This window comes from Pantoea sp. Ap-870, from assembly GCF_011752515.1.
Classification (GTDB): Bacteria; Pseudomonadota; Gammaproteobacteria; order Enterobacterales; family Enterobacteriaceae; genus Pantoea; species Pantoea dispersa.
This window is the reverse complement of the sequence record NZ_VWXG01000016.1, coordinates 1-15,417: the sequence shown is the minus strand read 5'-3', so window position 1 is coordinate 15,417 and position 15,417 is coordinate 1. Positions and strand designations below refer to the sequence as shown.

General features: G+C 59.4%; 13 protein-coding genes. 8 read left to right on the top strand and 5 right to left on the bottom strand.

The window, feature by feature from the left end:
* Window positions 1-20: 20 nt before the first annotated feature.
* Window positions 21-1,481 carry an ATPase RavA stimulator ViaA gene (viaA, locus tag F3J41_RS23000; RefSeq protein WP_166712579.1) on the bottom strand — a complete coding sequence of 487 codons (1,461 nt, stop codon included), beginning with the start codon at window positions 1,479-1,481 and terminating at the stop codon, window positions 21-23.
* The gene (gene ravA, locus F3J41_RS22995; protein ID WP_104189839.1) at window positions 1,478-2,974 is read right to left on the bottom strand and encodes an ATPase RavA; all 1,497 of its coding nucleotides are present in this window, start codon (window positions 2,972-2,974) and stop codon (window positions 1,478-1,480) included. The genes viaA and ravA overlap by 4 nt, the downstream gene beginning before the upstream one ends.
* 299 nt (window positions 2,975-3,273) lie before the next feature.
* On the opposite strand from ravA, the gene kup reads away from it, so the two are divergent.
* A complete protein-coding gene (gene kup, locus F3J41_RS22990) occupies window positions 3,274-5,142 on the top strand; it encodes a low affinity potassium transporter Kup (RefSeq protein ID WP_021508177.1) in 1,869 nt (622 codons plus the stop codon).
* Between the two features lie 11 nt (window positions 5,143-5,153).
* Here kup and qseC read toward each other — a convergent pair whose 3' ends face one another.
* Together qseC and qseB are read right to left on the bottom strand one after the other, a co-directional pair.
* Window positions 5,154-6,485, bottom strand: coding sequence for a quorum sensing histidine kinase QseC (gene qseC / locus F3J41_RS22985; RefSeq protein ID WP_166712577.1), 1,332 nt, complete (start codon window positions 6,483-6,485; stop codon window positions 5,154-5,156).
* Window positions 6,482-7,144, bottom strand: coding sequence for a quorum sensing response regulator transcription factor QseB (qseB, locus tag F3J41_RS22980; protein WP_021508175.1), 663 nt, complete (start codon window positions 7,142-7,144; stop codon window positions 6,482-6,484). The genes qseC and qseB overlap by 4 nt, the downstream gene beginning before the upstream one ends.
* Window positions 7,145-7,313: 169 nt before the next feature.
* Here qseB and F3J41_RS22975 point away from each other — a divergent pair, with 169 nt between their 5' ends.
* The 7 genes from F3J41_RS22975 (at window position 7,314) to rbsR (ending at window position 13,680) form a co-directional block, all read left to right on the top strand.
* Complete coding sequence (locus tag F3J41_RS22975; protein WP_058758226.1) at window positions 7,314-7,709, top strand: YgiW/YdeI family stress tolerance OB fold protein; 396 nt, start codon at window positions 7,314-7,316, stop codon at window positions 7,707-7,709.
* Between the two features lie 173 nt (window positions 7,710-7,882).
* On the top strand, window positions 7,883-8,302 hold the full coding sequence (rbsD, locus tag F3J41_RS22970; RefSeq protein WP_021313542.1) for a D-ribose pyranase: 420 nt from the start codon (window positions 7,883-7,885) through the stop codon (window positions 8,300-8,302).
* 7 nt (window positions 8,303-8,309) lie between these two features.
* The gene (gene rbsA, locus F3J41_RS22965) at window positions 8,310-9,818 is read left to right on the top strand and encodes a ribose ABC transporter ATP-binding protein RbsA (RefSeq protein WP_058758228.1); all 1,509 of its coding nucleotides are present in this window, start codon (window positions 8,310-8,312) and stop codon (window positions 9,816-9,818) included.
* Window positions 9,815-10,786 carry a ribose ABC transporter permease gene (gene rbsC, locus F3J41_RS22960; protein WP_021508172.1) on the top strand — a complete coding sequence of 324 codons (972 nt, stop codon included), beginning with the start codon at window positions 9,815-9,817 and terminating at the stop codon, window positions 10,784-10,786. The genes rbsA and rbsC overlap by 4 nt, the downstream gene beginning before the upstream one ends.
* Window positions 10,787-10,813: 27 nt before the next feature.
* Window positions 10,814-11,689 carry a ribose ABC transporter substrate-binding protein RbsB gene (gene rbsB, locus F3J41_RS22955; RefSeq protein WP_021508171.1) on the top strand — a complete coding sequence of 292 codons (876 nt, stop codon included), beginning with the start codon at window positions 10,814-10,816 and terminating at the stop codon, window positions 11,687-11,689.
* Window positions 11,690-11,753: 64 nt separating this feature from the next.
* The gene (rbsK, locus tag F3J41_RS22950) at window positions 11,754-12,683 is read left to right on the top strand and encodes a ribokinase (protein WP_058770712.1); all 930 of its coding nucleotides are present in this window, start codon (window positions 11,754-11,756) and stop codon (window positions 12,681-12,683) included.
* Window positions 12,684-12,687: 4 nt separating this feature from the next.
* Window positions 12,688-13,680, top strand: a complete 993-nt coding sequence (gene rbsR / locus F3J41_RS22945; RefSeq protein ID WP_371815525.1) for a ribose operon transcriptional repressor RbsR — start codon at window positions 12,688-12,690, stop codon at window positions 13,678-13,680.
* Here rbsR and mdtD read toward each other — a convergent pair.
* On the bottom strand, window positions 13,677-15,080 hold the full coding sequence (mdtD, locus tag F3J41_RS22940; protein ID WP_021508168.1) for a multidrug transporter subunit MdtD: 1,404 nt from the start codon (window positions 15,078-15,080) through the stop codon (window positions 13,677-13,679). The genes rbsR and mdtD overlap by 4 nt on opposite strands.
* Window positions 15,081-15,417 lie beyond the last annotated feature (337 nt).

Sequence of the window (15,417 nt, the reverse complement as noted above, 5' to 3'; positions counted from 1 at the left end):
TAGCATTTCTGCCTGATGAATTAGCGTTTCCAGCGGCGCAGCAGGCGGCTTTTCAGGCCGGTATCGAAGCGCCAGATGTGATCGAAAATGCGCAGAATGCCGGGTTTGCCGTGCGCCGACATCGCCACGGCGTGGAAGCGTTGCTGGTGGTGACGCTGGCGCTGTTTAATAGTGCTGACGATGTCGTCCGGCAGACGCTGGGCGATAAAATCGGAAACGATCACCGCATCGGCTTCCTGCCACTGACTGCCCTCCATACGCGTGACCACCGCAGACAGGCAGGCGGCCAGATCGGTGCCGCCGCGAAAACGCTGGCTGAGAAAACGGATTGCCTGCTCGATGCCGTTATCCGCGGTCAGCTCGTAGCCAATCACTTCGTGAGCAAACAGCATGATGTAGCAGCGCCGCCTGTCGGCCAGCGCCACCTTCAGCAGCGCCAGACAAAACGCTTTGGCGCAGCGTTCATTGAAACCGCCCATCGAACCAGAGGTATCCACGCAGACGATGAACGGGCCGCGCGGCTGTGCTTCGTGCTGCTGATGGCTGGCCGGGCGCAGCGTCACTTTCTCGTGCCAGGCATCGCCCTGTAACCGGTAGGTCAGCAGGCGTTTCTCCACCAGCCGGCGATAAAACTCCAGCTCCAGTTCGCTGATGCTCAGCGCCGCCAGTTCCGGCGGCAACAGACGCAGCACATCGTCGCTCTGATGGATGCCGCTGACCTCTTCCGGCACGTTGTCCGGCTCGCGCACCAGCTGATGAAACGCTTCCAGCGGCGCATCCTGTGACGGTACCGATTTCGCTTCGCGGCTGCGTCCCAGCTGCTGCGCCAGTTTCATCAGTTCCGGCTGCTGGGCGAGGAAATCGCCGTACTGCACAATCAACTCATAGTCGCCATGCTGCAGCGGTGCCTTGCTCAGATCCCACAGGCGTCCGGCGGCGGCTTCGTCGTCATCGGTCAGAATCGGCGCCAGCTGGCCGCTGATGGCCATGCGCTGCTGCAGCTCAGCCATCAGGCGTTCCCGCTGCTCTTCCAGCAGGGTTTCGTTCAGCGTCAGGGTTTGCAGCGTCAGGCTCAGGCGCCAGCGCTGCAGGAACAGCGTGTGCTGCGCATTGCTCAGCTGGGCGCTGTCGGTATGCAGCAGCAGTTTGCTGGCCTCTTCGATAAACGGGGACGGCAGCGCTTTCAGCTGCGTCATGATGGCGGGCAGTTGCTCACTGAAGGCGTGGCTGCTGAGCAGCTGCATCTGCTGGAAGAGCTGAAATTCGCGCGCCAGCGCGTCCGGCACCAGCGTGGTTTTCATCTGGGCGGCAATCTCGGCGCGCCAGCGCGGCAGCTCGCCCATCATCGCCTGTTTCAGGCGCGGAAATTTTTCAAAGAACAGCGCCAGCTGTGGCGAGGCCAGCAGTGCCACAATCAGCTCTTCGATCAGCTCGGTTTCGCCAATCGACAGCAGCGTGCTGAGCGTCTCCAGCGAGATCATTTTCTCGCCTGTTTCAGCTGTTCCGCCACATCCTGCAGGCTGGTTTCGATGCGTGCCAGCCAGTCGTCGCTGATAAACAGGCAGCGCTGGTGCTGGCTAAACAGCGTGCGCTGCGCGCGCAGCTGGGCCTCCAGCGCGTCGTACTCTTCAATGATTTCCTGCGGCACGTCGCTGCTGCTGGCGGCACCCGGCAGCGTCAGGCGCGTGGACTGCAGGCTGACGTCGCGCAGCGTCAGACAGTGGTGCGCATCCACCAGCAGGTCGAGCGTCTGGCCAAAGCCGATGCCGTTGAGCTTGCCGCGGATCTCGCCCGCTTTCAGCAGCCACTGATTGAGCGCATCGCGTGCCACCACCACGTGCGTGACCTGCATGTCGTGCAGCGTCAGCGGCTGTTGCAGCATCAGGGTCAGCTGTTCGTCCGTGATCGAGGCCGGTAATTCATAGTGCGGTTTGCGGCTGAACATGCCGCTGTGCTTCTCCAGCGTCAGCGCCTGCGCCACGCTCTGCTGCTGTTGCAGCGCCAGCCGGCGCGCTTTGATCTGCTGCAGCGTGTGCAGCATCGCCTGCTGCTGCCACGCGTGCTGCGTCATCAGCGCATCAATTTCACGGTCCAGCAGCTGCATCGACGCCACGTCGTGCCACAGGCAATCTTTCAGCAGGATCAGATCAAGCGGGGCAATCGCCACACGGCCGCTGTAAAACGCGCTGGCCTGCAGCAGATGGATGGCTTTTTTCCAGCGGCGGTCGGAGATATACGGCGCCTCTGGCAGGTTCTCCAGCTGCTGGCGCAGCTGATAGATCAGTTCAAACACATGATCGGGCAGGCTGACCTGGCTGATGCCTTTCTGCCACTGCTGATACTCTTCATCGCTGATGCACAGCGATTCCGCCACCGGGTTGGCGTTTTCATCCTGCTGGTGGGTCAGCATGCTGCGGAAGTTCTGCTTTTCATGCACGTTGTCGAGCCACAGCCGGATCAGCATACGGTCGTACAGCGCTTCCAGACCGCTGTCGGCCTCCGGCAGTTCGTTGGAGGCGGTGACCAGCAGACGCATCGGGATCGGCTCTTCGCTGTCGCCGTTGCGGAAGCGACGTTCGTTAATGGCGGTGAGCAGCGTATTGAGAATCGCCGGACCGGCTTTCCAGATCTCATCCAGAAAGACAATTTCGGCATCCGGCAGATAGCCTTTGGTCAGACGCTGGTAGCGTCCTTCATCTTTCAGCGCCTGGATCGACAGCGGGCCAAACACCTCTTCAGGCGTGGAAAAACGGGTCATCAGGTATTCAAAGGCACGGGCGTGCTGGAAGGCGTATTTCAGGCGGCGGGCAATCAGGCTCTTGGCGATGCCCGGTGGCCCAAGCAGAAACACGCTTTCGCCGCTCAGCGCTGCCAGCAGGCAGAGACGAATGGCATGATGCCGTTCATACAGCCCTTTCTCCAGGGCATTGCTGAGGCGAGAAATTCTTTCTGCCAAAAGATGGGGTTGAGCCATAATCACATCATTGTCCTTCTGATCCTGGTGCCGTCATATTCTGGCGAGCGCAATACTCTACTGTTTATCATGCGTGAAAGCGTTGATAGCCGTCAGCTTTTTTGTTTCAGAAGGTTGAGGTGAGGCAAATCGCGGGTTTTCAGCGCATTTCGCGCCGATTTTCGGCGAAAAAACGCTGCACAGACGGCGTAATGCCAGACGGTAAAAGTAGGTTTTTTCGGGAATATGTGCATACTGTGCGCTTTTTGATGATCTGAGCGCCGGGCTGAGGCCTGCGCGGCTCCAACAAAAGACAACTTATGAGCTCGGATAAGAAACAGTCCCTTGGCGCAGTCACTCTGGCGGCGATCGGCGTGGTGTATGGCGATATCGGTACCAGCCCGCTCTATACCCTGCGCGAGTGTCTCTCTGGTCAGTTCGGCTTTGGCGTGGAACGCGAGGCGGTGTTTGGCTTTCTGTCGCTGATCTTCTGGCTGCTGATTCTGGTGGTTTCGCTTAAATACATCAGTTATGTGATGCGCGCCGACAACGCCGGTGAAGGCGGGATCCTGACGCTGATGTCACTGGCGGGCCGCAATACCGGCGCACGCGCCACGGCGATTCTGGTGATCATGGGGCTGATTGGCGGCAGCTTCTTCTACGGGGAAGTGGTGATCACGCCGGCGGTATCCGTGCTTTCGGCCATCGAAGGGCTGGAGATCGCCGCGCCGAGCCTCGATAGCTACATTGTGCCGCTGGCGATTGCGGTACTGACGCTGCTGTTTGTGATTCAGAAACACGGCACCGGTATTGTCGGTAAGCTGTTTGCGCCGGTGATGCTGCTGTGGTTCATCATTCTGGCGGTGCTGGGTGCGCGCAGTATCATCAATAATCCCGAGGTGCTGCACGCCATGAACCCGTACTGGGCGCTGCACTTCTTTATTCAGTACAAAACGGTATCGTTCTTCGCGCTGGGCGCGGTGGTGCTGGCGATCACCGGCGTTGAAGCGCTGTATGCCGATATGGGCCACTTTGGTAAGTTTCCGATTCGCCTGGCATGGTTTGTGGTGGTGCTGCCGTCGCTGGTGCTCAACTATTTCGGCCAGGGCGCGCTGCTGCTGGAGCATCCGGAGGCCATCAAAAACCCGTTCTTCCTGCTGGCGCCGGACTGGGCGCTGATTCCGATGCTGATTCTCGCGACGCTGGCCACGGTGATCGCCTCGCAGGCGGTGATCTCCGGCGTATTCTCGCTGACGCGCCAGGCGGTGCGTCTTGGCTATCTGCCGCCGATGCGCATCGTGCACACGTCCGAAGAGGAATCCGGCCAGATTTATATTCCGGTGATCAACTGGCTGCTCTATTTCTCTGTGGTGATTGTAATCGTCGGCTTTGAGCACTCCAGCAATCTGGCGGCCGCCTACGGGATTGCGGTGACCGGTACCATGGTGCTGACCGCCATTCTGTGTTCAACGGTGGCGATTCAGAACTGGCACTGGAATCGCTACCTGGTGGTGCTGATTCTCATCGCGATGCTGTGCATCGACGTTTCGCTGTTCTCCGCTAACCTGGTCAAAGTATTCTCCGGCGGCTGGCTGCCACTGACGCTGGCGCTGATGATGTTTATCGTGATGACCACGTGGAAGAGCGAGCGCTTCCGCCTGCTGCGTCGTATGCATGAGCATGGCAATTCGCTGGAGGCGATGATCGCCTCGCTGGAGAAATCGCCGCCGGTGCGCGTGCCGGGCACGGCGGTCTACATGTCGCGAGCGCTCAATGTCATCCCCTTTGCCATGCTGCATAACCTGAAGCACAACAAGGTGCTGCACGAGCGCGTGGTGCTGCTGACGCTGCGTACCGAAGATGCGCCTTATGTGCACAACGTGCGTCGCGTGACCATTGAGCAGCTGTCGCCCACCTTCTGGCGCGTGGTGGCAAGCTACGGCTGGCGCGAAACGCCGAACGTCGAGGAGATTTTCCACCGCTGCGGCCTCGAAGGGCTCAACTGCCGCATGATGGAAACCTCATTCTTTATGTCACACGAGTCGCTGATCATCGGCAAACGCCCGTGGTATCTGCGTCTGCGCGGCAAGCTGTTCCTTGCGCTGCAGCGCAACGCCCTGCGCGCGCCGGATCAGTTTGAAATTCCGCCTAACCGGGTAATCGAGCTCGGTACTCAGGTCGAAATCTGACGCATCGCGCGTCACCAGCTGAGGGTGACGCGCAGCCCCTGCGGCTGCACCGCGCTGAAGGTCAGCCGGATGCCGTGCAGCTGAGCCACATTTTTCACAATCGACAAGCCAAGCCCGCTACCGGTTTGCGCCTGCCCCGGCGGTCGCCAGAAGCGTTCACCCAGCCGCGCCAGCTGCTCTGCGCTGACGCCCGGTCCGTTATCCACCACCTCCAGCCTGCGCGCGCTGAGCTGCAGCTGAATCTCACTGCCGGACGGCGTGTAGCGCAGCGCGTTATCCAGCAGATTGCGCAGCAGTAAACCCAGCAGCAGTGGATGACCGTTCATCACCGGTTCCGCGTCAGCCGTCAGCGTCAGCCTGGTATGCTGCGCTGCCGCCTGTGCCTGGTGTTCAGTCACCAGCTGGTGCAGCAGCGGCGCGAGGGGCACCGGCTGAAATTCGCTGCGCAGATCGTCCGCTTCGACGCGCGACAGCGTCAGTAGCTGATCGACCAGCCGCGTGGCACGCAGGATGCCGCTGTCGAGCTGCTGCAGCGCATGGTTGCGCATCGCCTCGTCATCGCCGGCCAGCTGAATCACCTCACTCTGCACGCGCAGCGCCGCCAGCGGACTGCGCAGCTCGTGCGCCGCATCGGAGGTAAAGCGCCGTTCGCGCTGGACCAGCTGTGCCATGCGGGCGAACAGGCCATTCAGCGCCGCCACCAGCGGCTTCACCTCCAGCGGCAGGCGCTGCGGCGTCAGCGGGGTGGCATCATCCGGCACGCGCTGCTGCAGCGATGCAGTCAGGCGTTTCAGCGGACGCAGCTCAAACCACACCAGCGCCAGCAGCAACAGCAACATCAGCGGCATGGCCACCAGCCACGGCAGCAGGCTGCTCAGTGCCAGATCGCGTGTCATATCATCGCGATATTCCCACTCCTGTCCGACCACCACGCGCCACTGCTTATCGGCTGAGGTCAGCCACAGCAGCCGCCAGCGATCGTCATCGCCACGCAGGCGACCATCGTGGAAGCCGTCGCGATCCGCGGTAAACGGCAAATCGCGGCCGTTTTCGCCGTCGTTCAGCAGCGGTTTGCCGTCGGCGCTGAACACCGCAAAGGCCAGCGCGTCGTCATCCTGATCGCCGCGATGGTGGCGCAAAATCGCTTTGGTTTTTGGCAGCGAGGCGGCCTGCAGGCGACTGGCATCCAGCGCCAGCAGGCGTTTGGCGAACAGCATCTGCTGGGTATCAAACAGCTCATTAACGGTGTCGCGCGTCTGCTGCCATGCGCTAAAGGTGGCACTGGCACCACACAGAATAATTAACAGCAGAAAGCCGATGGCCAGCCGCAGGAACAGACTCATTCTGCCGCTCCCAGCGTGTAGCCAATGCCGTGTACGGTGCGGATGAACTGACTGCCGAGCTTTTTACGCAGATGGTGGATGTGCACTTCGACCGCGTTACTGGAAACGTCGTCGTCCCAGCTGTACAGTTTCTCCTCCAGCTGTGCGCGCGTCAGTACGCGACCGGGATTGCGCAGGAACAGCTCCAGCAGCGCCAGCTCACGGCTTTTCAGGCTGAGCGGTTCGCCATCGACCATCACGCTGTGGCTACCGGGAGCCATCACCAGCCTGCCGTGACGCAGCTCCGGCTGCAGCTGACCGTGACGGCGACGAATCAGCGCCTGCAGACGCGCGGCCACCTCCGTCAGCGCAAACGGCTTACACAGATAGTCGTCAGCACCGAGTTGCAGGCCCTGCACGCGCTGGTCCAGCGCATCGCGTGCGGTGAGGATCAGCACCGGGACATCCGCGCCCTGCTCACGCCACTGGCGCAGGATGTCCAGCCCGTCGCGTTGCGGCAGCGACAGATCAAGCACCACGGCATCCCATGGCGCCGCGTTGAGCGCCTGAAATCCGGCTTCGCCGCTGACAAACCAGTCGACGCTGAAACCCAGTTTGGTCAGGCCGACCTTCAGGCCATCGCCAATCAGCGTATCGTCTTCAATTAATAAAATGCGCATGCGTTTCTCCCGGTTACCTGGGGTTTATACGAAGCAGATGCACGCTTGTACAGCGTCATTCGCCCGTTTTGGCTTATTTTTCCCCTCTTTTTTTCCCTTAAGATCCTGTTAAGAACCCTGTGGTGAAATAGCTCCCGTAATCCGCACAGACATGGAAATGAGGTGAAAAATGAAAAAGAGTGCAGCGCTATTCGCCATTATCGCCCTGGCGGCAACCCCGGTGTTAGCCGCCCAGCAGGGTGGCTTTGTCGACCCCAACGCGCCTGCCGCCCAGGCTAAAGCCGGCGGTTTTAAGGCCGATAACAGCAGTGTGGTGACGGTAAAACAGGCCGAAGAGATGAAGGATGACAGCTGGATCACCGTGCGCGGCCAGCTTGATAAGCAGATCGGCGATGAAGATTATCTGTTCCGCGACAGCAGCGGCAGCATGAAAGTGGAGATCGACCACAAACGCTGGAACGGCCAGACCATTACGCCGAAGGATCAGGTCGAGCTGACCGGCGAACTGGATAAGGATTTCAATTCGATTGAACTGGACGTTAAACAGGTGCGTAAACTGCCTTAACTTCCTCCTGCGGAGCCACGTCGCTGGCTCCGCCATCCCGCCAAACTCAAATTTTCCCCGGCCCAGGCGAAACGTTTCGATGGCGATCACATTTCCGTGATGCCGTCATTGAGTTGCCATGTACATTTAATACACTGCCAGACAGCGAAACGTTTCGCTGTGGAGTGGAATAAATGAAAAAAGGTCGCCTGTTAAACGCTGAAGTCTCTCATGTGATTGCCCGCCTCGGGCATACCGATACGCTGACGATTGCCGATGCGGGCTTGCCGATCCCGGCCGGTCCACAGCGCATCGATCTGGCGCTGACGCCCGGTACGCCCGATTTTTTACAGGTGGTGGAGGTCATCACGCAGGAGATGCAGGTTGAGAGTGCCCTGATAGCGGAAGAGATCCAACAACACAATCCGCAACTCCATAGCCAGCTGATCGCCGTGCTCGAAGCCTTGCAACAGCACCAGGGGAATGTGATTAGCGTTCGTTACACCAGCCATGAACAGTTCAAACAACACACTCAGCGCAGTCAGGCGGTCATTCGCAGCGGAGAGTGCTCTCCGTATGCGAATGTCATCCTGAGCGCGGGCGTCACTTTCTGAGGCCGCTATGCAACCGTTATTGCAACTCAGGGGAATTGAAAAATCATTTCCCGGCGTGAAGGCGCTCAACGGCGCGTCGCTGGCGGTCTATCCCGGGCGCGTGATGGCGCTGGTCGGAGAAAACGGCGCGGGCAAATCCACCATGATGAAGGTGCTGACTGGCATCTACAGTATGGACGCCGGTTCGCTGCACTGGCTGGGAAAAGAAGTGACGTTCTCCGGGCCGAAAGCGTCTCAGGAAGCCGGCATCGGCATCATCCATCAGGAGCTGAACCTGATCCCGCAGCTGACCGTCGCGGAGAATATTTTCCTCGGCCGTGAATTCGTTAACCGCTTTGGCCGCATCGACTGGAAACAGATGTATGCCGCGGCGGATGCGCTGTTAAAGCGCCTCAATCTGCGCTTCAGCAGCCACAAGCTGGTGGGCGATCTGTCCATTGGCGACCAGCAAATGGTGGAGATCGCCAAAGTGCTCAGCTTCGAGTCGCAGGTCATCATTATGGATGAACCGACCGATGCGCTGACCGATACCGAAACCCTGTCGCTGTTCCGCGTCATCAATGAGCTGAAAGCGCAGGGCTGCGGCATTGTTTATATCTCACACCGCATGAAAGAGATCTTTGAGATTTGCGATGACGTCACCGTGTTCCGTGACGGCCAGTTTATTGCCGAGCGCGCGGTAGGCGATCTCAGCGAAGAGGGCCTGATCGAAATGATGGTTGGCCGCAAGCTTGAGGATCAATATCCGCATCTCGATCAGACACCGGGCGAGGTGCGGCTGCGGGTCGAGCACGTTAGCGGACCGGGCGTAGAAGATGTCAGCTTTACCCTGCGTAAGGGCGAGATTCTGGGCATCTCCGGTCTGATGGGCGCGGGCCGCACCGAATTAATGAAGGTGCTGTATGGCGCGCTGCCGCGTACGCACGGCAAAGTAACGCTTAACGGCCGCGAGATTGTTACCCGCTCGCCGCAGGACGGCCTGGCCAACGGCATCGTCTATATCTCGGAAGACCGTAAGCGTGACGGGCTGGTGCTCGGGATGTCGGTCAAAGAGAACATGTCGCTGACCGCGCTGCGCTACTTCAGCCGCGCCGATGGCGGCCTGAAGCACGCCGAAGAGCAGCTGGCGGTGGGCGATTTTATTCGCCTGTTCAATGTGAAAACGCCGTCAATGATGCAGCCGATCGGTCTGCTGTCCGGCGGTAATCAGCAAAAAGTGGCGATTGCGCGTGGCCTGATGACGCGCCCGGATGTGCTGATCCTCGACGAGCCGACGCGCGGCGTCGATGTCGGGGCGAAAAAAGAGATCTATCAGTTAATTAACCAGTTTAAAGCCGAAGGGCTGAGCATCATCCTGGTGTCGTCGGAAATGCCGGAAGTGCTGGGCATGAGCGACCGCATTCTGGTGATGCATGAAGGCCATCTGAGTGGCGAATTTTCCCGTGAGCAGGCTACCCAGGAATCCCTGATGGCAGCGGCGGTCGGTAAGCAACACAGCGAGGAGTTAGTTGTATGAGTACCCAAACCTTACCTGCCAGCCGTCGCTGGTTCAGCAAAGCCTGGCTGCTGGAGCAGAAATCGCTGATCGCGCTGATTGTGCTGATCGCCGTGGTTGCCAGCCAGAGCCCGAACTTCTTCACGCTGCCCAACATGTTCAACATCCTGCAGCAGACGTCGGTCAACGCCATCATGGCGGTGGGCATGACGCTGGTGATTCTGACCTCAGGCATCGATCTTTCGGTCGGCTCGCTGCTGGCGCTGACCGGCGCGGTAGCGGCATCGATTGTCGGGCTGGAAGTCAATGCGCTGGTGGCCGTAGCGGCATCGCTGGCGCTCGGTGCCTTTATTGGTGCCATTACCGGTGTGATTGTGGCACGCGGCAAGGTGCAGGCGTTTATCGCTACGCTGGTGATGATGCTGCTGCTGCGCGGCGTCACCATGGTTTACACCAACGGCAGTCCGATCAACACCGGCTTCAGCGATAACGCCGATCTGTTTGGCTGGTTCGGCATTGGCCGTCCGCTGGGCATTCCGACGCCGGTATGGCTGATGGCGGTGGTGTTCGCGCTGGCATGGTACATGCTGCATCACACCCGCCTTGGTCGCTATATCTATGCGCTGGGCGGTAACGAAGCGGCCACGCGGCTGTCCGGCATCAACGTTAACCGCGTTAAAGTCATCGTCTATTCGCTGTGCGGCCTGCTGGCGGCACTGGCGGGCACCATCGAAGTGGCGCGTCTCTCTTCCGCGCAGCCGACGGCGGGCACCGGTTATGAACTGGATGCGATTGCCGCAGTAGTGCTGGGCGGGACCAGCCTCGCGGGCGGTAAAGGGCGCATTATGGGCACGCTGATCGGTGCGCTGATTCTCGGCTTCCTCAATAACGGCCTCAACCTGATGGGCGTATCGTCTTACTACCAGATGATTGTCAAAGCCGTCGTCATTCTGCTGGCGGTGCTGGTGGATAACAAAAGCAGTAAGTAACTCTGACCTTCACACAGGATTAAAGAAATGAAAAAGTTAACTGCATTGGCCGTCATCCTTGGCGCCACCCTCAGTGCTGGCGCGATGGCTAAGGATACGATTGCGCTGGTGGTCTCAACCCTGAATAACCCGTTCTTTGTGTCGCTGAAAGATGGCGCACAGAAAGAAGCCGATAAGCTGGGCTATAACCTGGTGGTGCTCGACTCACAGAACAACCCGGCAAAAGAGCTGGCAAACGTGCAGGATCTCACTGTGCGCGGCACCAAACTGCTGCTGATCAACCCAACGGATTCTGACGCGGTCGGTAACGCCGTGAAAATGGCTAACCAGGCGAACATCCCGGTGATTACGCTGGACCGTATGGCGGCGCAGGGGAAAGTTGTCAGCCACGTGGCGTCTGATAACCGCTTCGGCGGCAAAATGGCCGGCGATTTCATCGCGAAGAAACTGGGCGACGGTGCGAAAATCATCGAGCTGCAGGGCATTGCCGGCACCTCCGCTGCCCGCGAGCGTGGCGAAGGCTTTAAGCAGGCCGCTGATGCACACAAATTCAACGTGCTGGCCAGCCAGCCGGCCGACTTCGACCGTACTAAAGGTCTGAACGTGATGCAGAACCTGCTGCAGGCGCATCCGGACGTGCAGGCAGTTTTTGCCCAGAACGACGAAATGGCGCTGGGCGCGCTGCGTGCGCTGCAGACCGCAGGCAAAACCGACGTGCTGGTGGTGGGCTTTGACGGCACCGCGGACGGCGTGAAGGCGGTAGAATCCGGTAAACTCAGCGCGACCGTTGCACAGATGCCAGACAAGATTGGTATGATTGGCGTCGATACCGCAGATAAAGTTCTGAAGGGCGAAAAAGTGCAGGCGATCAACCCGGTTGACCTGAAACTGGTTACTAAATAAAACCCAAAGAAAAGCATGGCAACGCGCCACCCTCGCGGTGGCGCAACTTCCTGGATAACTCCCTATGAGCAAAAGCGCAAAACTGGCGGTACTCGGCAGCATCAACGCCGACCACATCCTCAACCTCGCCCATTTTCCCCGTCCGGGTGAAACGGTGATCGGGAAACAGTATCAGGTTGCCTTTGGCGGTAAAGGGGCCAACCAGGCCGTTGCGGCTGGCCGTGCCGGCGCTGACATTGCTTTTATTGCCTGCGTGGGTGCAGATGACATCGGCGAACGTATTCGCCAGCAGCTGCAGCAGGACCAGATTGATACCGCTCCGGTGGAAACCGTGGCGCAGGAAGCCACCGGCGTGGCGATGATCTTCGTGAATGGCGAAGGCGAAAATAACATTGGCATCTACTCAGGCGCGAACGCGGCGCTGACGCCAGCCTGTGTGGAGCGCCACCAGCAGGTAATTCGTTCGGCCGATGCGCTGCTGATGCAGCTGGAGTCGCCGCTGGACAGCGTGCTGGCCGCGGCCCGCATCGCGCGCGCCAGCCACACCCAGGTGATCCTTAATCCGGCGCCGGCGACCCAGCTCTCTGATGAGCTGCTGGCGCTGATCGACATTATTACGCCGAATGAAACCGAAGCGGAAATCCTCACCGGCATCGCCGTCAACGACGACGACGACGCGGCGCGGGCAGCCCAGGCGCTGCACGCCAAAGGCATCGATACCGTATTGATTACGCTGGGCCGGCGCGGCGTATGGCTCAGCGAGCAGGGCCAGGGACAACGTATTCCCGGCTTCAGCGTGCAGGCGGTGGATACCATCGCTGCCGGTGATACCTTCAACGGGGCCTTCATTACCGCGCGGCTGGAAGGCGTGGCGATGCAGGATGCGGTCCGTTTTGCCCATGCGGCGGCAGCCATTGCCGTGACGCGCCCGGGCGCACAGCCCTCAGTGCCATGGCGCACTGAGATTGACGCATTCCTGCAGCAACAGGGTTAAGCGCTTGGCTACCATGAAAGATGTCGCCCGTCTGGCGGGCGTCTCCACCTCCACCGTTTCGCACGTTATCAACAACAACCGTTTTGTTAGCGAACAGGTGCGCGACAGAGTGGAACAGGCGATTCGCGAATTAAACTACGCGCCGTCGGCGCTGGCGCGCAGCCTGAAGATCAAGCAAACGCGCACCATTGGTATGTTACTGACCGCCAGCAGCAACCCGTTCTACTCGGAAGTGGTGCGCGGTGTAGAGAACAGCTGCTATGAACGCGGCTACAGCCTGATTCTGTGCAATACCGAAGGCGATGAAGAGCGCATGAATCGCAGCCTTGAAACGCTGATGCAGAAGCGCGTGGATGGCCTGCTGATGATGTGCACGGAAACCCATCTGCCCTCCGCCGAAATCCTTAATCGCTATCCTTCGGTGCCGATGGTGATGATGGACTGGGCGCCGTTTGAAGGGCGCGGCGATATTATTCAGGATAACGCGCTGCTGGGCGGCGAACTGGCTACGCAGTATCTGATTGATCGCGGTTACACCCGCATCGCCTGTATTGCCGGGCCGCTGGATAAAACCCCGGCGCGCCTGCGTCTGGACGGTTTTCATCAGGCGATGGCAGCCAGTGGGCTGGCGGTGCCGCCGGGCTATGTGGTGGACGGCGATTTCGAATTTCAGGGCGGTTTCAACGCCATGAATCAGCTGCTGGCGCTCGATCCGCCACCGCAGGCGGTGTTTACCAGCAACGATGCGATGGCGGTAGGCGTCTATCACGCCCTGTATCAGGCGGGACTGCGCGTGCCGCAGGATATGGCGGTGATGGGCTATGACAACATTGAGCTGGCGCGCTATCTGACGCCGCCGCTCAGTACCATTCATCAGCCGAAAGATGAGCTGGGCGAGCTGGCCATTGATACGCTGATTCATCGTATGAGCGATCCCGACGCCAGCCAGCAAACGCTGGTGCTGACGCCGGAGCTGGTGGAGCGCGGTTCGGTTTAACTGCTTTTACGCGTTTTCTCGCGGTTGGCGATCAGGTTACGGCCATCCCCCGGCCGTAACATCAGAAACGCCAGCGCCGACAGCACGGTAATCACGCCCATGGTAAAGAAGGTGGCGTGGAACTGCTGCACCGTGGTGCTCTCAAAATCCTGGTAAAAGCGCAGCACGGCGGCGCTGACCGCCACGCCAAAACTGATCGACACCTGCTGCGTTACCGCCAGCACGCTATTGCCGCCGCTGGCGTTCTCATCATTCAAATCCGCCAGTGTGATGGTATTCATGGCGGTAAACTGGGTCGACATCGCCATGCCCAGTACAAACAGCGCCACCAGCAGCATGATGATGCTTCCGTCCGGCGACTGCAGCGCGAAGCTGGCGACCAGCACGCCGATGATAACCGTAATGCCCACCAGCGTTTTACGATAGCCAAAGCGGCGCAGCACCTGAGTCACGGTGGATTTAGCCAGCAGCGAGCCAATCGCCGTGGGCCCCATCATGCAGCCGGCGATGATCGCCGGATAGCCAAATCCTACCTGTAACATCAGCGGCATCAGGAACGGAATACAGCCGGTACCGAGACGCGCGGCAATATTACCGATAATCCCGACGGAGAACGTGCGTGTCTTAAACATCGGCAGACTAATCAGCGGAGCCGGATGGCGGCGCGCATGCATAATATAGAGCAGCAGCAATACCACGCCGCTGACCAGCACCAGCACTGCCTGCCACGGCGATACGATACGCTCGCCAAACAGCTCAATACCGATGGAGATCAGCACCAGACCAAAACCAAACAGCATAAAACCGCCGAAATCGAAGCGGCGTTTTGGCGTGGTGAAGTCTGGCATATATTTGCGCGCATAGAAGATGCCGGCGATGCCGATAGGAATATTAATCAGGAAGATCCAGTGCCAGCTGGCGTAGGTGACCAGCAGACCACCGAGCATAGGGCCAAGAATCGGTCCGACCAGGCCGGGCATGGTGACAAAGTTGAGCACCGGCAGCAGTTCGCTGCGCGGATAGGCGCGCAGCAGCGCCAGACGCGCTACCGGCATCATCATTGCTCCGCCAACGCCTTGCACCACGCGCGAAACCACCAGCATGCTCAGCGATCCGGACAGCGCACAGGCCAGTGAGCCAAGCGTGAACAGGGAAACCGCCACAATAAACACCTTACGCGTGCCAAAGCGATCGGCCAGCCAGCCGCTGACCGGAATCAACATCGCGACCGTGAGCGTATAACTGATGACGGCGGACTGCATGGCGAGTGGGGAACGTTCAAGGCTGGTGGCAATGGCGGGAAGCGCGGTATTCAGGATGGTGGCGTCGAGAGCCTGCATAAAAAACGCCATGGCGGCGATCCAGGGCAGGCCGGCCATACTGCGCGCGGAGCGAATCATTGAAAATCCTTCTTGAAGAAAATCGGTCAGCAAAGAGCGTAAGTTAAACAGGATAGCATCGGTCGCTGCGATGATGGCGCTGATTTGTGCCGCTGTGAGAGCTGATTTGCCTGATTATTAGACGGGAAATGTCTGTTTTTACCGCGTTCGTATAAAAAAGTAGCTTTCAGTCAATTTTTTTCAGGAAATGCTTGTCACTTCAGATTAACTCCCTATAATGCGCCACCACTGAGACGGCAAAGCGGCAACGCAGGCGGCTCAGCAGGGCGTGAAGTGATTCACCCCGCCGGAGAAAAACGCTGAAAAAAGTGTTTGACTCTGAAGGAGGAAAGCGTAA